At 68.6% G+C, this 17374-nt stretch carries 24 protein-coding genes; 21 read left to right on the plus strand and 3 right to left on the minus strand.

What is annotated here, in order from left to right; all coding sequences use genetic code 11:
• The 4 genes from M8H82_RS32235 to M8H82_RS32250 form a co-directional block, all read left to right on the plus strand.
• A partial coding sequence (locus tag M8H82_RS32235; protein ID WP_250078649.1) for a hypothetical protein occupies positions 1-529 on the plus strand: 529 nt, incomplete at its 5' end.
• Between the two features lie 119 nt (positions 530-648).
• Entirely contained in the window at positions 649-948 is a 300-nt protein-coding gene (locus M8H82_RS32240; protein ID WP_250078650.1) for a hypothetical protein, read from the plus strand.
• An 866-nt stretch (positions 949-1814) separates the two neighbouring features.
• Complete coding sequence (locus tag M8H82_RS32245) at positions 1815-2063, plus strand: RRQRL motif-containing zinc-binding protein (RefSeq protein ID WP_308293295.1); 249 nt, start codon at positions 1815-1817, stop codon at positions 2061-2063.
• 131 nt (positions 2064-2194) lie between these two features.
• Positions 2195-2824, plus strand: a complete 630-nt coding sequence (locus tag M8H82_RS32250; protein WP_250078652.1) for a class I SAM-dependent methyltransferase — start codon at positions 2195-2197, stop codon at positions 2822-2824.
• Positions 2825-4144: 1320 nt separating this feature from the next.
• On the opposite strand, the gene M8H82_RS32255 is transcribed toward M8H82_RS32250, so the two are convergent.
• Positions 4145-5077 carry a hypothetical protein gene (locus tag M8H82_RS32255; RefSeq protein ID WP_250078653.1) on the minus strand — a complete coding sequence of 311 codons (933 nt, stop codon included), beginning with the start codon at positions 5075-5077 and terminating at the stop codon, positions 4145-4147.
• A 158-nt stretch (positions 5078-5235) separates the two neighbouring features.
• Here M8H82_RS32255 and M8H82_RS32260 point away from each other — a divergent pair, with 158 nt between their 5' ends.
• From M8H82_RS32260 to M8H82_RS32335, 16 genes are all read left to right on the plus strand, one after another.
• On the plus strand, positions 5236-5391 hold the full coding sequence (locus M8H82_RS32260; RefSeq protein WP_250078654.1) for a hypothetical protein: 156 nt from the start codon (positions 5236-5238) through the stop codon (positions 5389-5391).
• Positions 5388-5738 carry a hypothetical protein gene (locus tag M8H82_RS32265; RefSeq protein ID WP_250078655.1) on the plus strand — a complete coding sequence of 117 codons (351 nt, stop codon included), beginning with the start codon at positions 5388-5390 and terminating at the stop codon, positions 5736-5738. Before M8H82_RS32260 ends, M8H82_RS32265 begins: the two co-directional genes overlap by 4 nt.
• Complete coding sequence (locus tag M8H82_RS32270) at positions 5735-6712, plus strand: ATP-binding protein (RefSeq protein ID WP_250078656.1); 978 nt, start codon at positions 5735-5737, stop codon at positions 6710-6712. Before M8H82_RS32265 ends, M8H82_RS32270 begins: the two co-directional genes overlap by 4 nt.
• A 163-nt stretch (positions 6713-6875) precedes the next feature.
• Positions 6876-7646: a hypothetical protein gene (locus tag M8H82_RS32275; RefSeq protein ID WP_250078657.1), complete on the plus strand. Its 771-nt coding sequence runs from the start codon at positions 6876-6878 to the stop codon at positions 7644-7646.
• A gap of 95 nt (positions 7647-7741) precedes the next feature.
• Positions 7742-8047, plus strand: a complete 306-nt coding sequence (locus M8H82_RS32280) for a hypothetical protein (RefSeq protein ID WP_250078658.1) — start codon at positions 7742-7744, stop codon at positions 8045-8047.
• A 93-nt stretch (positions 8048-8140) separates the two neighbouring features.
• Positions 8141-8818, plus strand: coding sequence for a GGDEF domain-containing protein (locus M8H82_RS32285; protein ID WP_250078659.1), 678 nt, complete (start codon positions 8141-8143; stop codon positions 8816-8818).
• Positions 8815-9255, plus strand: a complete 441-nt coding sequence (locus M8H82_RS32290) for a hypothetical protein (protein ID WP_250078660.1) — start codon at positions 8815-8817, stop codon at positions 9253-9255. Before M8H82_RS32285 ends, M8H82_RS32290 begins: the two co-directional genes overlap by 4 nt.
• A gap of 139 nt (positions 9256-9394) precedes the next feature.
• Positions 9395-9541, plus strand: coding sequence for a hypothetical protein (locus tag M8H82_RS32295; RefSeq protein WP_250078661.1), 147 nt, complete (start codon positions 9395-9397; stop codon positions 9539-9541).
• A gap of 18 nt (positions 9542-9559) precedes the next feature.
• On the plus strand, positions 9560-9763 hold the full coding sequence (locus M8H82_RS32300; RefSeq protein ID WP_250078662.1) for a hypothetical protein: 204 nt from the start codon (positions 9560-9562) through the stop codon (positions 9761-9763).
• Positions 9763-10233, plus strand: a complete 471-nt coding sequence (locus tag M8H82_RS32305) for a hypothetical protein (protein ID WP_250078663.1) — start codon at positions 9763-9765, stop codon at positions 10231-10233. Before M8H82_RS32300 ends, M8H82_RS32305 begins: the two co-directional genes overlap by 1 nt.
• The gene (locus M8H82_RS32310; protein ID WP_250078664.1) at positions 10233-10415 is read left to right on the plus strand and encodes a hypothetical protein; all 183 of its coding nucleotides are present in this window, start codon (positions 10233-10235) and stop codon (positions 10413-10415) included. The genes M8H82_RS32305 and M8H82_RS32310 overlap by 1 nt, the downstream gene beginning before the upstream one ends.
• A gap of 22 nt (positions 10416-10437) precedes the next feature.
• Positions 10438-10866 carry an NUDIX hydrolase gene (locus tag M8H82_RS32315; RefSeq protein ID WP_250078665.1) on the plus strand — a complete coding sequence of 143 codons (429 nt, stop codon included), beginning with the start codon at positions 10438-10440 and terminating at the stop codon, positions 10864-10866.
• A gap of 500 nt (positions 10867-11366) precedes the next feature.
• A complete protein-coding gene (locus M8H82_RS32320) occupies positions 11367-11639 on the plus strand; it encodes a hypothetical protein (protein ID WP_250078666.1) in 273 nt (90 codons plus the stop codon).
• Between the two features lie 57 nt (positions 11640-11696).
• Positions 11697-12206 (plus strand): hypothetical protein, encoded by a 510-nt coding sequence (locus M8H82_RS32325; RefSeq protein ID WP_250078667.1) that lies wholly within the window; start codon positions 11697-11699, stop codon positions 12204-12206.
• Between the two features lie 3 nt (positions 12207-12209).
• Positions 12210-13172, plus strand: coding sequence for a hypothetical protein (locus M8H82_RS32330; protein WP_250078668.1), 963 nt, complete (start codon positions 12210-12212; stop codon positions 13170-13172).
• A 115-nt stretch (positions 13173-13287) separates the two neighbouring features.
• Positions 13288-13539 (plus strand): hypothetical protein, encoded by a 252-nt coding sequence (locus M8H82_RS32335; RefSeq protein ID WP_250078669.1) that lies wholly within the window; start codon positions 13288-13290, stop codon positions 13537-13539.
• A gap of 345 nt (positions 13540-13884) precedes the next feature.
• Here the strand turns inward: M8H82_RS32335 and M8H82_RS32340 are convergent, their stop codons facing one another.
• The gene (locus M8H82_RS32340; protein WP_250078670.1) at positions 13885-14160 is read right to left on the minus strand and encodes a hypothetical protein; all 276 of its coding nucleotides are present in this window, start codon (positions 14158-14160) and stop codon (positions 13885-13887) included.
• Between the two features lie 59 nt (positions 14161-14219).
• Positions 14220-14522 (minus strand): hypothetical protein, encoded by a 303-nt coding sequence (locus M8H82_RS32345; RefSeq protein WP_250078671.1) that lies wholly within the window; start codon positions 14520-14522, stop codon positions 14220-14222.
• A 545-nt stretch (positions 14523-15067) separates the two neighbouring features.
• Here M8H82_RS32345 and M8H82_RS32350 point away from each other — a divergent pair.
• Entirely contained in the window at positions 15068-15871 is an 804-nt protein-coding gene (locus M8H82_RS32350) for a hypothetical protein (RefSeq protein ID WP_250078672.1), read from the plus strand.
• Positions 15872-17374 lie beyond the last annotated feature (1503 nt).

Genomic DNA, 17374 nt, shown 5'->3' on the forward strand with positions numbered 1-17374 from the left:
CTCCCCCGTCAGAGACCATCCCGCCCCAACTACCCCGGCCGCGCCAGCGGAACTGAGCCTCGAGGAACGCCTCACCCTCGTGAACGCGGCGATGACCGCGCGCCTGGACGAAGCGGCCGTCGCCTACGAGGTCAACACCGCGCACATCCCCACAGAGCACGTGGACCTGGCCGACGTCATCACCGTCCCGCTGACCCCGACGCTCCAGCCCCCGCCAGCCTCCTACCCGACCCCGGTCGCCGCCCTTCTGCAGCGCGCCCACCACCGGCTGCTCACCAGCGGCTGGTGCTCAGGCGCCCTGGTCGACGAAGACGGCGCCCGCTGCATGCTCGGAGCCATCCGAGCCGAGGCCCGCGGTGACAGCGGCCTGGAAGCCGACGCGGCCTCCGTGCTCCTGGACGCGATCCGCCGCAAGTTCGGCGACGACGTCGACTCCGTGCCGTCCTTCAACGACGCCCACGGATCGGCCCGCACCCCGCTGCGCATGGTCGACCACGCCGCCGGTCTCGCCGACACCCGCGGCCTCTGAACCTTTGCTCCGGACCACCTGCCTCGCACCCGAACCCTCCGCGGTCGGGGGCGGGCCAGGCCCTCCGGCCTGCACACCACCAGCCACCACACCCGCCCGGACAAGGGAGACGCCCCGCCATGCAGTTCCACGACAAGCCCATCACCGGCCAGCACCACCCGCACACGGAGCTGCGCACGAACGAGTTCTGGGTCGGCACCTACCACGGCCGCCACGACGGTCGCCCGGCCACGGTCACCGCCACCCGCGACGACACCCGCCCCGAGCCCTTCGCCTGGACGTGCACTTGCGGAGCCTCCCGCAGCTTCGCCACGGAGGACGGTGTGGACCGCACCGCCTGGCGGCACACGCACCCGACCCTCTTCGACCAGCTGAAGCAGAAAGCCGCCCGACTGCTCCGCACCCGCAGCAGCCGCTGAAGACCTGACGCCCTGCCCGGTCCTCGCCCGTCCCGTCCTGGGGCTGGGCGAGGACCGGACAGGCCGCCCGGCCGCACGTAGCGCCCCGCCGACACCAGCACGGCGCCGGCGGGGCGCAGCGCTGTCCACCGACCACTGGAGGAACCGCTCGTGCTCATTCCCCGCCCGCGCCGCCGGATCGGCCGACCCCGCCCGCAGCGCCCCGGCCCCCGCTATCCGCACCGCCCCGACCGGCTGCCCGGCGTCTGGAGCCGCTGATGCCCAGGAGGCGCAGGAAGCGGCACCGCGAGATCAAGCGCTGCCCCGCTCGGAGGCGAGAAGGGATGCTTCCTGCTCTGCTCAGCTGCTGTTCAAGGCAGTGAGCACGTGGTCCAACTCATTCGGCATCACAGCGACAAGAAGAGGTCCCTCGGGAGAGCTGCATTCGACGATTCTGGACCCACCGTTGATTTTCACCGCCTCGCGCCATGACGGTGACCGCACGCTGACCTGGCGCAGCCCCTCCGGGAGGGACACTGCCGCCCCGGCTTTGCTCCGTGGCTCCCAGCCCATTTCGGAGGGGCCTATCAACAGCCGCCCCCGAAGCCATCGTCCTTCAATGGAAGGGTGCTGGAGCAGACAGGGAATCTTGATCACATTTCCCTGGGCGGCACTGTCTGCCCGCTGCTTCACTCTGCGACGGAACAACCACGCCGTCAGCCCTGCCGCTGCCAGGGCAACCACCAGTTCGATCACTGGAGCATCCAAGCAGCACAGAACCTGAGTGCCCAGCCCTTCCAACGCCCGCCATCTCAGCGGGTCCGCTTCCGGCGGGCCCGAAGTTCGATCGCGGCGCGGTCCCCGAAGGACTCGTCACGTGACGGCAGCTGAGGAACATGGGCCTCAGCCCCGGCGACAACGACGGACCGGTCGCGATCCTGTGCTGCAAGTGGTGCTCGTACCGGCCGCAGTGGTCGTGCAACCACCCCACCCGCGGCTTCCTGCTCCGCGTCGACCTGGCCAAGCCCAAGCGGATGCCGACGCTCGTTCAGGAGTGGGCCCTGGACCGGGCCATGTCAGCCCGTGAGACCTGTGGGGACTGCGGGAGGCGGTTCGTTTTCTGCCTGTCGAAGTAGCTCGGCTGCTGCATTCTCCGAACTACCGGGGCGTCCCGTGGTCAGGTGACAGGACGATCAGTCCTGCGGGGAAGGGGCCGGTATGGGGCCGGAGAACTGCTGTGAACGGCGCGGGTGTTAGCTTCCCTCCCGTGTTAAAACACCAGGACGAGACCAGGGCGGCCTACGACGGGGTCGTCGACCTTTATGCGTCGATGTTCGCTAATCGGTTGGAGACGCAGCCGTTCGCACGGAACATGATCGGCACCTTCGCCGAGCTCGTGCGTGGCACGGGGAATCTGCGGGCAGCCGACGTCGGGTGCGGACCCGGCCATTTGACCGCCATGCTGCACGACTTGGGGTTGGACGCCTTCGGGCTCGACCTCTCCCCGGCTATGGTCGCCCACGCCCGGCGGGCCCATCCGGCGCTGCGGTTCGACGAAGCACGAATGGAGGCCCTGCCGGTCGAGGACGGCGCGCTCGGCGGAGTGCTGGCCCACTACTCGATGATCCATACCCCACCTGAAGAATTGCCCGCGCTGCTCGCTGAGCAGGCGCGTGTCCTGGCACCAGGGGGCCTGCTCCTGGCGTCCTTCTTCGGAACCGAGGGGCCGGAGCCTGTCCGCTTCGACCACAAGGTGGCGCCTGCCTATAGCTGGCCGGCGGAGCAGTTTGCCGAGTTGCTGGCCGGGGCCGGACTCCCCACGGTGGCTCGGTTGCTCCACGACCCAGCGTCCGAGCGGGGCTTCCTCGACACCCACCTGCTGGCCCGCCGCCCGTAGAACGTGGTGCGTGGCCGGGGTGGTGTAGATCATCCGCGTGGATGAAGCTCGTCCAAGCGCCGCGTTCTGTGACTGTGGCCGCTGAGCACGCCAGAGCGACAGCCGTTCAGTCACGCAGGCCCCGGCGGGGTGGCCGCCGTAGTGGTGCGAGCAACGATCTCCCGGAATGTAGGAATGCCCAGGTCGACAGACTCTTGCTTCCGGGAGATCTGGGCGTCGAGTTGGGCAAGCTTCTCCTCGGCGTGGGTCAGGCTGCTCTGCAGCCCCTCGATCTCGCCGAGCCACCCTTCCCTTTCGGCTTCCAAGATGCGCGTGAGGAGGTTGTCGCGGATTTCGACAAGTCGGGGACGCTCTGTCGCGTGGACGATCAGGACGGGGCACCGGACACAAGCGTGTTCGTGAGCACAGTCAGTTCCGTATGCGCGGCCGCAGTCGCCCAGGGCGAGGTCGGCAGTGAAGCCCTCAAGCGGGCGAACCCCTCGGGGTCGCGCGTGGTCTCCAGAGCCGGCCGAAGATGCCGCGATCTTGACCCGATGAGGAATTCTGGGTCGGGTCTCCCAGAAGGCCAGCAAGGCGCGGTCACGATGAGAACGGAGCCCGGCGAAGACCTTGGTGTATATCTCGTCGGGAATCCGCCGTGGGACCCGCTGCGGAACCGTCGGCCGGCTACCTCAAGGAGCTGATGGCGAGGGACAGCTCGGTTTCGGTGCTTCTTCTCACTATCACGCTGTGTCCCGAGCTGGTTGGACGGATCCAGCTCGCCTACACCTGGCGGCGAGATCAGGAGAACCCCAAGCATGCATGCTCACCGTCCCGCCGTCTTCGCCGCCCTGCTCGGGCAACAGGCCGGCCGCGCCGCGATCTACCCCACTGATGCCATCGAGGCACATCGAGCGTTCATCGCCCGGCGCCGGGCTCTGCGACCTGCCGATGAATACCGCACCGTCACTGCTGAGGAATGGGGAGCCCGACTCCTTGTCCATCCTCTCCGGTCGGGACGCGTCATGACGAGCACTGCGACTGCTCATCAAGCACCTCGGGAAGCTAGCAGATAGGCGATCGTCGCCGGAGCCGGGGCCCGTGCGCTCGGCATCCTGACCACAGTCGGCTCGCGACCCGTCTGCGGAACATCGGCCTCCCGTCCGAAGCCGGACGATGCGCCGCCCTGCTCGACCTTTGCACACAGATGCCGCCAGCTGTGCTGCAACGGCTGCTCGGTATCAGCCCTATGGCGGCCGAACGATGGTCTGCCGGCGCGGTCAGAATGGCCTACGCAGCCGAGGTGGCCCGTCGGTCGTGAGCTGCACGTCTCGGCCGCTATCAGGCTTCGATGAGAAGCCACGTGTCGCCAGCGCGAAGCCATAGAAGACCGTCGCGACCCTGACCGCAGCGCATGACCACCCGTCCGGGCACTCGAATCTTGCGCCGCTCGGTCACACTCCAGGTATCACCGTCCAACTCGGCTCGCACCACCTCGGTTGACCTCTGGTTGTGAACACGCTTGGTCAGGACCGCTCGATGGTCCCGCACGGCGAAACCGTCCGGGTCACGTACGGGGCTGGGCCAACTGTTCACCTCACCGGTCGACGGGGTGATCCGCGTCAAGAACGTGCCTCGCCGCCGACTACCGGAATACCAGATCAGCCAGACCTGGTCCCCCTCGGTGGCAGCGGTGCATCCCTCCAAAGGCACGTCAGGAAGGCGACCTCCTGGAGCCCAGGTTGCCCGACCATCGGCACTCCAGCCGGCAAGGCCGGCTGCAGACTCCGGATGCCCTCCATAGATGCCTTCGTCCCCGTAAGCCGTCCAGATCGACCCCTCGCGATCGGTCACCAGAGCAGGGATGTCGTCGCCGATGCAGAAGGTGGCTTCTTGGTCACCACTTTCCAGAGAGAACACCACGGCGTTCGGGCTCCATGCTCCCGACTCCTCCTTGCCCGCTCGACCGCTTGCGATGAGAAGCCGGGCCTCCGGGAGAAGAGCGATGTGGCTCGGCCTGACCGGGACGTCCTTGATCAGTCGACGTTGAAGCGACCCGTCAGCCTGGCGAATCACGAGCACCGCATCGAAGGGGACCTGCGGGCCCCATCCCACCCAACCCTTCACGTAGCGGCTTCGGCGTAGGCACTGCCGATGGACGAGCAGTACAGCCAGCTCCCCCGCCGGGCCAACGGTCCACCACAGAGGGCGTCGTCCCGCCCAGAGGTCCGCTACGGACGGCTTCCAGACCCTCTGCACGTCGACCGTCGACATCACATCCCCCCTGCTTTCAGATGCAGCACCCGAACGTAAGTGCTGATGAGAGGAGTGTATTGATGCCAGAACCAGGAACCGCGCTCGCGTCGTCCGACTGCCCTGCGGTGGGCTCACAGACGCTATTCCGCACAGTCGAATATCCGAACCTGCCGACATTGCTGGAGAGGCTCGCCACCAAGACCGGCAACGGCGGCTTCTACAAGTTCGCCGACTTCGGCATGAACGGCGCCTTCCACCTCGACTCCGCCTGGCACCACGGCTGGGAAACGGTCGCAACCGTGGTCGCCACCAGCAAGGCGACCACCCGATGACCGGCCGCTCCCGCACGCGCCTGGACCGGGTGCGTGCCTCGCTCGGCATCGCCCAGCTCGCCCTCCAACAGGTTCAGGACGACCTGAGCGCCGACGACGTCGACGCCCGCGAGCTCGCCGCGATCCTGCGCGAGCTCCAGGAGGACGTCGACGTGCCCGGCGGTCTCTTCCCGATGCTCGCGCAGGTGGTCAGCACCGCAGCGCGCCGGGCGGAGCAGATCGAGCCGAACGGCGACGGCGACGCCTCCTGCCCGCTGCACGAGGCCGCCGCCCTACTCACCGACACCGCCGGGCAGCGCCTGAACTGGGCTGCCCGCTCCCTCGACCCGCAAGGAATCCCCGCATGACCTCGGTGCTGTACCCGGACCTGCCCGAGAACGGGCTGATCGTGCTCATAGGGGCCTCCGGCGCTGGCAAGTCGACGCTGGCCCGGACCTGGCCGGCGTCCCAGGTCCTTTCGCTCGATGGTCTGCGGGGCGTGGTCAGCGATGACCCTGGCCGGCAGGACGCCACGGCCGATGCCGCCGACGTTCTCAAGCTGATCCTGGAGCGCCGGATGGCCAGGAAGCTCAACACGGTGATCGACGCGACCAACGTCGAACAGAGCGTGCGGATGGAGCTGGTGATGGCCGCCAAGCGGCACGGCATGCCGACCGTCGCGGTCGTCGTCGCCACGCCGCTGGACGTCTGCCTGAAGCGGCAGGGCCCGCGGCCGGACAACCGGCGCGTGCCCGAGGCCGTCGTCCGCGCCCAGCACCAGGCCATGGTGCACTCGCACCAGAGGCTCGCTGCCGAAGGATTCAACACCGTCGTCTTCTCCGACGTCCTGTACCGCCTGCAGCCGTTCCTGAAGCGGCTCTCGCAGGCCCGGGAGGCCGAACTTGGGCGCGACGGCAGCACCGGCTTGGGCGATCTGCTGCTGGTCCGTCGCTTCTTCGGTCCGGAGATCCTGCCGCTGTGGCGGTGGCGGCCGGGATCGGACCTGGTGACCGGCCGGGACCGCGTCGCGGAGATCCGCCTTGGGCAGCAGTACCTCATCCTGGCGTTCCGCGACGACGTCGACGGCGAAGGCGACTTCGGCTTCGACGTCCTGCTGCCCTGCCTCGTCGACCCGGAGTGCACCGGCCAGGCGTGGGCCCCGGTCCACTCGGTCACCGACCTGCACAAGGCGCTGACCGGCGCCATGGACAACGACCCGGACATCGTCTGCACCATCCACGGCGACCCCGTCGACGTCGCCCAGGAAACCGACGACCAGGACGACGACCCCGAGGGCCGCGCGGACCTGGAAGCGCAGGTCGCCAGCGCAGTCCGCGCGTGAGCCGTTCCGCCGACGCTGCGACGAACAACCCCCAACCCACCCGCGAACTCCGTGCCGGAGTCCGCCCGCCCGTCTATCGCGCCTGACCGCCGACGTGCGCACTCCGACCAACACCCGGTTATCGAGCGGCCCCAGCCGCCAACACCCCTTCATGGAGGACCACATGGCCCGCAAGCCTGTCACCTGGTACATCGCCACCCCCGCCGACGGCATCATCGAGATGTCCCGGCACGCCGGAACCCCGGTGAACCTCGCCGCCAACGTCGGCCAAGTCGTCGACCACCCGCAGCCCTGCACCAACCTGTGGTTCGACGAGAGCCCCTTCTCATACTTCCGCATGGTCAAGCGCGTCGGCGAGGCGCTGGAGGACACCGGTATCTGGCCCATCACCTGGCCCGTGCGGCTGTGGATCGTCCAGCCCCTGGGCGAGACCGGCAACTGGGGCCAGCGCCACTACCCCTACCGGCTGCTCTCCCACCGGATCCGCGTCCTTGAGGAGACCGACGCCCACCGCGCGCTCGGCGCCGCCGGCCGTGACGTCCTGGACGTCGTCCAACAGCTGATCCCCGAGCAGGCCGTCCGCTGGGCTGCGGACTGGGACGCTGACCCCGAGGGCATGCGCCAGCGGCAGTGGAACTGGGTGCAGTGCGGCGGCCGAGCCTGCGGCAGCGGACAGTGGGCGCAGGCGGTGGCCCTTACGACGTCGCACGCCCGCCGCGAGTCCGCCGCGCAGACCTGGATCGAGCACCTTGCGCGCCGCGCTGTCGACCAGGCCCTCGCCCACACCGACGCCAGCATGCACGCGTACAGCTACGCCTACGGACGCGCCACCGGCCATGCGGCCGCCGCCCAGCACCAAGCCCGCTTCGACGCGTACGTCCTGGACGCACTCCGCGGAGCAGGCCTCGACTCCCCCGCCGCTGTCGCTGCCTGACGGGCTCTCCGTGCCGCCCCGGCCCTCCCGCACCACGGAGGCCAGGGCGGTCGCGGTGGCCCCTCAAGCACTGGCACGGAGAGGAGATGGGCGTCATGCCGCGCACCGAGTTCTATGAGGTCGACGTCCCGATACACGACACCACCAACCCGGCCCACAAGGGCGTGCACGTCTTCACCGGCGTCGCCGACTCCCCCGCCGCGGCCCTGCGCCGCGCCCACGAGGTGTACGACGCCGCCCTCGCCGCGCACACGGCCGGACTCGAGATCCCCGGCAAGCAGCCCGACAGCTGGGGAGCGCGCGGGCTTCGGCCCGGCTGGCAGATGGAGTGGCCCGCCGCGCAGGCCGGCCCCTGGAAGAGCCCCCACAACTGGACCACCCGCAGCGACTTCGCGCTGTAGCTCCGCCCCGGGACAGGCGCACAAAGGCGTCCAAACCAGTCCACCTGTCCCGGGCCTACCCACCCCGTACGAGACGAGAGTGAGATCCCCAGTATGGACTCCGTCCTGCGCGTGCAGGCCCGAATCGGGCAGCGCGCACTCTTACTGACCACCGCCGCCCTGCCATTGACCGGCTGGGCCGTGCACGCGGTCGCCCTGCACAAGCAGCTCGCCGCCACCCGGAAGGATCCACTGACCGGCCTGCTGCGCCGCGACTCCTACACCGCCCGCGCCCGCCGGCTCCTTGCCCGCCACGGCGACGACACGACCGTGGTCATGGTCGACGCCGACAGGTTCAAGGAGATCAACGACAGCCTCGGGCACGCGGCGGGCGACACCGTCCTCGCGTCGATCGCGGCCCGCCTCACGGCCTGGGCGGGCCCGCGCGCTGCGGCCGGCCGGCTCGGGGGCGATGAGTTCGCCGTGGTCCTGGAGCTGCCTGCCGCCCGCCGCGAGCAGCGCCTCGCGCAGCTGGTCCGGATGCTGCACACGCCGGTCGTCCTGGAAGACGGCCGCACCGTCGACGTCGCCGCCTCGGTCGGCGCCGCGTCCCCGGACGTGATCGGCGCACGCGACCTGACGCGCCTGCAGAGGGCGGCCGACGCCGCCCTGTACGACGGCAAGCACTCGGGCCGGGCGGTCCTGGCGACCACGGCGCACGCCACCGTGCCGTCCGTCAACAGGCGCAGGGCGGGCAGGCCGGGCACGGCCGTGTGGGGGCGGGCCGCATGAGCACCGTGACCCTGCCCGAGGGCGACTGGATCCGGGGCATCAGCATCCGGCAGCCGTACGCGGCCTGCATCCTCGCCGGGGCCAAGACGGTGGAGAACCGGGCCGCGCGGTGGCGGCCCGGCTGGGTGCTGCTGCACGCGAGCAAGACCGTCGACCGGCCCGCCCTGCGAACTCCGCTGATCGGCCGCACGATCAGCGACCGTCAGCTGGTCACCGGCGCCGTGGTCGGCGTCGCCCGGATCACCGAGTGCCACCAGGACCCCGACGGTGCGCCGCCCTGCTCGGAGTGGGCGCACCCGGGCGCCTGGCACCTGGTGCTCGACGACGTCCAGGAGCTCCCCCTGCCCATCCCCGCGCGCGGGCAGGTCGTGCCCTGGAAGCCGACGCCGGACCTGCTGGAGCGTGTGTTTCAGCAGCTGCCCGCCTTCCGGCCGTGACCCGCAGGCGACGCACGAAGGAGAAGCCGCCGTTCGAGCCCGGCCTGATCCCGGCTCCCAGCGAGCCTCTCGTCTGGCGCGACAGCCAGCACTTCGACCGCTAGCAGGACCCTGCACGCTGTGCGGCCAGCCCACGCCCATGCGCTCCCACTCCGGCGAGCCCGCACACAAGGCATGCGCGCAGGACCGGATCACCGCCAACCCCGTTGAGGCCCGCCGCGAGCGGTTCGCCTCCGACCTCGCGCCAAAGCCCAAGTCCAAGAAGGGCCAAGGCGACCACGCCTGACCTCCACCTGGAGGACCCATGAGCAGCACCGACCGCGACGTCGACCACGCCCTCGCCTACCCCGAGCCGCCCCCCTCGCCGCTCTGGCACCGCCACGGCGCGAAGGCCCGGCCGATCACAGACGCCCAGCAGAAGCGCAACCGCGACCTGCTGGTGCTTGCGCAGCGCACCACCCGAACCCGCACCCCTCGCCCCATCGACCCCCTGGCGGAGACCAACTGATGGACACCAAAAACCTCACCGTCGACGGCTACCTCGACACCGTCCCCACACCCGGCGACGCGCCCTACACCGCCCGGTTCCAGCTGGTCGTCTCACCCACCGACGACGCCGTGGACGACGTGACCTGGTCCTGCACCACCAGCAAGCCCGGCATCGTGCACGAGCTGCTCACCAAGATCCAGCCCGGCGACCTGTTGCACGTCTCCGGCGTCCTCACCCAGCCCCACAACGCGGCGGAGCCCGCCCGGCTCACCGTCGATTCCCTGGAGGTTTTGGCCACCGCACCGGCGCGGGCCCTGAAGGAGATGGTCCTCGACCGGTACGGCGATTACGCCGTGGTGTTCGATGCCGACCGCGACCAGGTACCCGTCTTCACCGCGCTCGGGCAGTGGGTCGGCCTGGCGGCAAGCCCCGACGCCATCGCCACCCTCATCGACATCCACGAGCGCGTGAACGGCGGTGACGCCTGATGGACACCACCAGCACGCAGGCCCGCACGGTCCTCGAGCGGTTCCCCGCCGGAAGCCCTCGAGGCTCATGGCCGGCGGAAGAGTACGCCGCCGTCCAGCGCGCACAGGGCACGGACGCCCAGGTCGTGATGGACCTGCCCGGCGACCAGTTCCTCGTGGTCATCGAAACCGCCACCCACTGACCCACCTAACCGCGAGATGAACATGACCGAGACCGAGACCGAGTCGTTCGAGACGATCCGCTACACCGCCGACGTGGTGGCCATGACGCCCGACGGCAGCGTCCTGCTGATCGAGCGGGGCTGGCCGCCCCACGAGGGAGCTTGGGCGCTGCCCGGCGGGCACGTCGACCAAGGCGAGACGAGCCTCGCGGCCGCGGCCCGAGAACTAGCTGAGGAGACCGGCGTCCACGTCACCGCCGACAGCCTGCGCCCGATCGGCGTCTGGGACGCGCCCGACCGCGACCCGCGCGGCCGGTACGTCACCGTCGCGTACACGGCCGTCGTCCCGGTCGGCACCCAGATCGTCGCCGGAGACGACGCCCGGATCGCCCGCTGGTGGCCCCTGGACCACCTGCCGGAGCGCCTGGCGTTCGACCACGCCGACATCCTCCGTGCGGCCACGGCCTCCTGACGCACCAGCACGACACGACACACCACAGCGCCGCGCCCCCGGACCAGACGGCCGGGACGCGGCGCTCGGATCTGCGTCTCCTAAGCACCAACTTTCGTAAACACCGGTTCGCCGCATCAACCGACAAACAGCCGCCCCGCAAAGGAAATCCTCACCATGGCGACCTCCGTCATACTCCACACGCGTCAGGCACTGACCCTCATGCAAGCCGTCGCCTTGGGCCTGCTCCGCGATGGCTTCAAGCAACGCACCATCACCGCCCGCACCGGCGTCCATGGCGACGAGCTGTACCCCCTCGCCGTACTGCACGGCATCACAGCTCCCTGCGGCACGGTAGAAGGTCACGACTGCCACGAAGCGCGCGAAGAAGAACCCTGCACGCCCTGCTCGCACGCCCACGGGCGAGCACACGCCCGCCAACACGCGCAACGCCGAAGGATGCTCGGTGCAGTGCCCCAGTCGCTTCGGCCTCGCGGCCGAGAGGGAAGGAGGGCCGTGCGATGACCATGCCCCAGCCTGCCCCACCTCCCGGTGAACCCGACGGCGTGATCGTCCTTCACGGCTACCTCGACGATGAGACCCTCCCCGACGACCTGACCGGCACGTTGGTCCGGATCCAACTGGTCGTCTCCCCCACCGAAGACCGCATCGACGAACTCGTCATGCCCTGCACGGTCACCAACCCCGAAATGGCGCACGCGGTTGTGAACGATGGAACGTCTCGACGAAACCAGGGGCAGTGTCGGTACTTGTCTGATGGAGTGACGTGGTGACGGCTCTGGTGCAGCGCACCCTGGGCCGGATCTGATCTCTCGGGAGGAAGGGCGAGGATGCTGTCGGAGGCAATGACTGCGCTGGCAGCGGCGGGAGGCACTGCGGTGGTGCAGGCCGCTGGCACAGACGCATGGGCGGTGTTCCGTCAGCAGGTGGCCCGTTGGTTCGGCCGAGGAAACACGCAGCGCGAGAGTGCCGAACTGGAGCAACTCGACCAGACTGCAGGCGGACTGGAGGCGGCCGGGCAGCCTGAGTTGGAGCGAGCGTTCCGTTCGGCGCTGTGGCAGGCCCGTATCGAGGCCCTGCTGGAAAGCCTGGACAACACCGAGCGGGACCAGGCCGCCGAGGAGTTGCGCGCGCTGCTCGCCCAGCACACCTTTCAAGACGGGGCGTCGGCTGGCCAGGACGAACCGGCCGCTGGCGGCATCGTGAACATCATCGCTGACCATGGCTCGATCGCGGCCGACGTTGTGCACGGCAAGGGGGCCTCGGGACCGCCCGTTGTCAGGCACACCTCTCCCGGGCCGGAGAACGATCCGGACGACGACTGGCCGCAGGAGTCCTAATCCGTGGGTGACATCGCCAAGGGCGTCCTTGGGGGCGGATGGGCGCTGGTCGTTGGCTGGGTGCTGCCCACCGCGCTCAACCTCGCGGTCTTCTTCCTCACCGTCGCTCCCAGTCTGCAGCGGACTGCAGCCATCAAGCGTGTCTGGCCCGACACGGGCAGTCAGACGGCCTTGCTGCTCCTCTGTACCGCCGTTCTCTTCGGCATCGTGCTCAATGCTCTCCAGACCCCTCTCTACCGGATCCTTGAGGGTTATCTGCTGTGGCCGCGCAGTGCGTACGACCGTGGATGCCGACGGCAGCGGGCCCGGAAAGAACGGATCACTGATCTGATCGCCCGCCCGGCAGGCCGTACTCCGGTACAGCGTGCACTGCTCAACGAGCAGTTGGCCCGCTACCCGGCGGACACCGACCAACTCGCCCCGACCCGACTCGGCAATGCGATCCGTCGATTCGAGGAGTACGGTCACAACCGCTTCCGCCTCGATACCCAGGTGCTGTGGAACGAGTTGAGCGCAGCTGCGCCCGTACAGGCACGCCGCCAGGTGGAGACGGCACGTACCAGCGTGGATTTCTTCGTGGCGCTGCTATACGGACACGGGGTAGTGGCCGTGCTTGCCCTTCTGGCCCTGACGTCAACCGTCGCCGAGCGGCCCCTGCTGGTCGTCACCGCCACCATGCTGTGTGCACTCATTCCGTTGTGGTACCGCTCCGCTGTGTACGCCACCGATGAATGGGCCGCTGCAGTGCGGGCCATGGTGAACCTGGGCCGCAAACCGCTGGCTGACGCGCTCGGACTGGTACTGCCGCAGCAACTGTCCGAGGAACGCACCATGTGGCAGCTCGTTACTCGGATGTCCCGGCGTCCCTATCGGGATGCTGCAGACACAGCCTTCGCACCGTACCGGGCTGCGCCACCAGATCCGAACTGTCCATTGCATCCACCGGTTCCCGGTCCGGGTGCGTGAGACCTACCGCGCGCTGGACGTCCCTGGCAGAGGAGCCGTACCCATCCCCGCATAGCGCATGCTCCGAACACTGCCTCTTCACCAGTCCCAGTCGTGTGAGCAGTGCACCCAGCACGTGTCCGGCACCACCGTGACCATGCATCCGTTCATCCCCGGTCTCGCTTACACCACCCCGCACGTAACGAGAGATCCCGACGAGCTCGCCCTGCTCATGGACTGCGAGCCCGGCGGAGACGGCACCAACCGCGACTTTCCCGACCTCTGGGACCGCCTGCAAGCTCAGGAGGGATGCGAGGAAGCCGCACGTATCTGGAAGAAGGCATGCATCGCGCGCGACGCGCTTACCCGAACTGAGGACGCTGATTGACCCCCGCCACCTTCCGGCAGCCAGGGACGTATGCCCACTGACTGAAAGGCCCCGCTCCCTGGACACTACGACAGCGCCATAAGCGTGCTACTCCCCTGTGCTCAGGCGCGCGTGCCGCGCACCTGTCTCGAACCGGTGGGTGAGGGGCTTTACCGCATTCAGTGGCGCCATCCTCAGATGGGAAGGGCTGTCTGACGGTCATGGGCGTGTTGCCCGGCGTTGAAAATGCCGATGAGGCGGCGTTCGCGTTGCCGACGGGTTGTGACAGCGACGCCCCGCCGGTGGGTGGTCCGGCGGGACGGTCGTCGGCAAGGTGTCGTCTTCGTCGGCGAGGTGCCGGTCGCGTCAAGGTGCTGTGACTGCTACCCGGCGGATTTCGACTCCAGTGATGGTGACGCCAGGGGCCGTCCAGCCGCTTGCCGGCGGAGTCGCTTGGCGAGCTTGTTCCTCGGTGTCGAACAGCATCATTGAGAAGCCGCTGCCGTCGGCCGGCTCGAGCCAGTAGCCGGTGACGAAGCCGGGTGCTGAACGGATCTTGGGCAGGATGTCGTTCATGAGCGCGCCAGCGGCAGCCGGGGCCTGATCGGGGTCAATCGTCAATGTCACTAGTGCTGCGTGCATACGTCCTCTCCTGTTCGGACTTCATCCTCGTCCAGTAGGACGGCACCACGAGGCAGAAGTCATCGGTGACTTGGCCGAGTGGGTGTAGATCCGTGGCCTGGTTGAGCTTGCACAACTGGAACGAAGAGCAGGGTTGAGATCTTCTTCAGGACCCCGCACGGGTGGTTCAGTCGCCGACCACCTCGCTCACGGACGCGGGCGGCGGCTTCGTCGACCAGGTTCTTGCGGGTTGCGAAAGCGGCGACGAGGGCTTGGAGGGCGAGGTTGTTGACTGCCCTCGGATAGCTGGTGAACAGCTGGTCCGGGCGCCCGGCGATCTTCAGGTGGCGGGCGACGTAGCTGGTCGTCTCGGTCGAGGTCATGCCCGGCATCGTGTAACGCAGAGCAGTCCGCTGTTCCAGAGCGGCCAGAACGGCTAGCTCATGGTCCGTCTCAGCGTGGGCTCCCGCTACCGGAAAGCAGTCAGACCAAGGGCCCGGGCTCCGCCTGGTCACAGCAGGGGGAGCAACAAGCCACCTTTCATGCCGTCCAGGTCGTTAGGGCGCCATGGGGCCCGACCAGCCAACCCCAGTGGTCCGCTGCATCCATCGCGGCCCTCATCGCCAAGCGCCGACGCGGTACAGCGACCGTAGAGAGGGCGCGGCAGCGAAGGCCCGCCGAGACACACACCGGCGAGCCCAGGACGCTGCACAGGGACGGCATCAATCAACCTTGCATACCGACGGCACACCGGTCCCCACCGCCGAGACGCCGTCGGCAAACCGGGCACGAGGCAACATTCCGGTTGCCGTCGGGCGCGTGAAATCGGGCCTGCGGGCTGGACTCCCCGATTGCGGGTCCTCCGCAGGACTACCAGGTCGAGCGATTCACATTCTGTGAATCGCTTCAGTCAGGCAGACTCGACCTCATGGCCCGTCCCACCCCGAAGTCAACGCGTCCCACAAATCCCCTGCTCAAGCCCCCAGTCCGGCTCGGCAGCATCGATACCGCAGCCGTCATCGGTGAGTTGCGACAGCTGCACGAAGACGCTGAGGACAAGAACGTCGCCAGGATGCCGGCCGATGAGGAGCTGTTCCGGGCTCTGCTGTACCTCGAAGCAAACGCGGGCGCGCTAAAGAGCGAAAAGGCACAACGCAAGGCCGCGATCGAACGCGTGAGGCTGTGGGAGTACCTCCGCGAGCAGGCTGACCTCCACCAGTCGAAGGCCATCGAGCACGCCCGGGCTGCGGGCGCTCAATGGACCGACCTGGCACCGGCGCTCGCCGTCAGCGCCCCCAGTGCGGCGTACAACAAGGCGAAGCGGATGCAGGCTGCAGTCCTCACAGAAGCCTCCCGAGGTGACCGGCCCGTTCGCCGCACGCCCGAAGCTGTCCGTGAGGCCGAGCGGCTTGCGGCTGCCCAGGCCGCCGCCGAGCGCCGCGCGGAGCAAGAGGCGGCACGCCGCCACACACTGCTCGCCCCGGTGGCACAGCGGCTGCTTGAGCATCGGGCCGGCCTGGACGACGACGGGGAGGTCACCTTCTGGCTGGACCAGATCGCAGCGGTGCTTCCCAGCTGCACTACCCCCACTCAGCTGGTCAGCCTCCAGACCTATCTGACAGCCGTGGTTCGTGAGCTGAGGACGACCGAGCGCACCACTGCCCGAGCAGCGGCGACGACCGACGACGCTCTGTTTGCCTATCGGGCCGCGGCCGAACTGGTCATGAAGTGACGTAGTGGCGTCCGCGCGCACCACACTCCCGTGATTGGAGGCACGTTCTCCCATCGGATGTGGTTCGCCTCGGTTCGGGAGGGTCCGGATCGAGCTGCCCGCTGAAGCAGTAACTCGACGAACTGCAGCCACAGCAAGATCGACCTTGCCGACGAGGTCTCTTCGCCAACGCCACGGCTGCATCGGGTACAGCACCCGCAGCGAGATCGACTATGCCCGCGGCCTCGATGAGCCCATCCGCCGCACGCACACTCTGCAGGACGGCATCACGCGCAATGGACCGGACGGTAGTCGGCTCAGGCCAACGCCTCATCACAACCCGGCACTCGGGATGACTCCCGGCGAGGACTGCAGGGAGGCTCCGTATCCCCCACGCAGCTGCGAGGGGCACAGGCCCTTCGTTTGCAGACCAGTCATGAGGCGACGTGGGGCTCGCATCGCCGATGAGGGACAGCACCGTGATGATGGACGAGGCCTTCAGCGCGTTCGCTGGCTATTACCGGGTAATGGACGCAGCACTTGCCGAGGCACCCGACGACAGCGGACTGACCGCCCCGCCGGTCAATCGCCTGTAGCAGCACAGGGATCCCAGTGGCCGGCCCGTTACACCGTCCGGTGGGGCTGGCCGGCGGCCACCACAGCGCGGCATCACACAGCTGGATGGTGCCGTCGGCGAGCAGCTGACGGTAGTCGGCCATCGCCTGCAGCTTCCCGGAGCTCGACCAGCTGGCTCATGACGACAGAGCTACTGTCGGCCTCCACGATCTGGTCGAGTAGGCGCTGCGCTTGGCAACTTCAGCCCGATCCTGGAAGCAGGCGGCCCGCGGGGGAATCGTCCCGGGCTCGAGAGTGCCTGTTCGGCCAAACCGGCAACGGGAGGTAGGCCTAGGCTCGACGCCCCCTGACAGAGACCCACACCAGCGAACTGACGCGGGTGCTGGGCGAGAGCCCCCCACAGCCTCACTGCCCGGCAGTGTCTGGCCCCCCGGACACCGTCCTCACCCCAGCTGCCCCGTAACTACCCGGCCTTCCACTGCACGAGCACTGCCTTCACCTGCTAAGGCTGCTCGAAGGGACGGCTCTGGCCGGGTTCGGCGCCATCTGGACCGACTTGCTGTCGTGTAAGTCTGAGCAACATGGGCGTGATCGCCGCGAGGTGAACCTCGCCTCGATGACCAACTCGCGGTCCGGGCCAGCGCCTGTGAGGTGTGCGGCCGCGGCCGCACACCCGCCATGCACACGATTCTTGACATGCTCACATCGCTTCCATGTTCTAGCAGCATCGAGACTGCCGAGATTCACCGCCCCCCGGCTTACGCGCTCCGCCACCTTCTGTCTTCCGGCGGCAACGTGGTGCCAGGCGAGCTCGCTAGCGCGTGAGCGTGGCAAGCCTCGGCGGCCTCGCGGAGTAGTCGTGCCGACTCACACCATCGCAGCCCCCTTTTCGCAACGACTCTGACTCTGGCCGCCGGCATCGCGAGTGCCCTGGCGGAGGTTGGCACC

Source organism: Streptomyces sp. YS415 (assembly GCF_023544665.1).
Lineage (GTDB): Bacteria > Actinomycetota > Actinomycetes > Streptomycetales > Streptomycetaceae > Streptomyces.

Coding starts and splice junctions, on each gene's coding strand:
- M8H82_RS32240 (WP_250078650.1), top strand. CDS start 649: ATGCAGTTCCACGACAAGCCCATCACCGGCCAGCACCACCCGCACACG.
- M8H82_RS32255 (WP_250078653.1), bottom strand. CDS start 5,077: ATGTCGACGGTCGACGTGCAGAGGGTCTGGAAGCCGTCCGTAGCGGAC.
- M8H82_RS32265 (WP_250078655.1), top strand. CDS start 5,388: ATGACCGGCCGCTCCCGCACGCGCCTGGACCGGGTGCGTGCCTCGCTC.
- M8H82_RS32270 (WP_250078656.1), top strand. CDS start 5,735: ATGACCTCGGTGCTGTACCCGGACCTGCCCGAGAACGGGCTGATCGTG.
- M8H82_RS32275 (WP_250078657.1), top strand. CDS start 6,876: ATGGCCCGCAAGCCTGTCACCTGGTACATCGCCACCCCCGCCGACGGC.
- M8H82_RS32280 (WP_250078658.1), top strand. CDS start 7,742: ATGCCGCGCACCGAGTTCTATGAGGTCGACGTCCCGATACACGACACC.
- M8H82_RS32285 (WP_250078659.1), top strand. CDS start 8,141: ATGGACTCCGTCCTGCGCGTGCAGGCCCGAATCGGGCAGCGCGCACTC.
- M8H82_RS32290 (WP_250078660.1), top strand. CDS start 8,815: ATGAGCACCGTGACCCTGCCCGAGGGCGACTGGATCCGGGGCATCAGC.
- M8H82_RS32295 (WP_250078661.1), top strand. CDS start 9,395: ATGCGCTCCCACTCCGGCGAGCCCGCACACAAGGCATGCGCGCAGGAC.
- M8H82_RS32300 (WP_250078662.1), top strand. CDS start 9,560: ATGAGCAGCACCGACCGCGACGTCGACCACGCCCTCGCCTACCCCGAG.
- M8H82_RS32305 (WP_250078663.1), top strand. CDS start 9,763: ATGGACACCAAAAACCTCACCGTCGACGGCTACCTCGACACCGTCCCC.
- M8H82_RS32310 (WP_250078664.1), top strand. CDS start 10,233: ATGGACACCACCAGCACGCAGGCCCGCACGGTCCTCGAGCGGTTCCCC.
- M8H82_RS32315 (WP_250078665.1), top strand. CDS start 10,438: ATGACCGAGACCGAGACCGAGTCGTTCGAGACGATCCGCTACACCGCC.
- M8H82_RS32320 (WP_250078666.1), top strand. CDS start 11,367: ATGACCATGCCCCAGCCTGCCCCACCTCCCGGTGAACCCGACGGCGTG.
- M8H82_RS32325 (WP_250078667.1), top strand. CDS start 11,697: ATGCTGTCGGAGGCAATGACTGCGCTGGCAGCGGCGGGAGGCACTGCG.
- M8H82_RS32340 (WP_250078670.1), bottom strand. CDS start 14,160: ATGCACGCAGCACTAGTGACATTGACGATTGACCCCGATCAGGCCCCG.
- M8H82_RS32345 (WP_250078671.1), bottom strand. CDS start 14,522: ATGACCTCGACCGAGACGACCAGCTACGTCGCCCGCCACCTGAAGATC.
- M8H82_RS32350 (WP_250078672.1), top strand. CDS start 15,068: ATGGCCCGTCCCACCCCGAAGTCAACGCGTCCCACAAATCCCCTGCTC.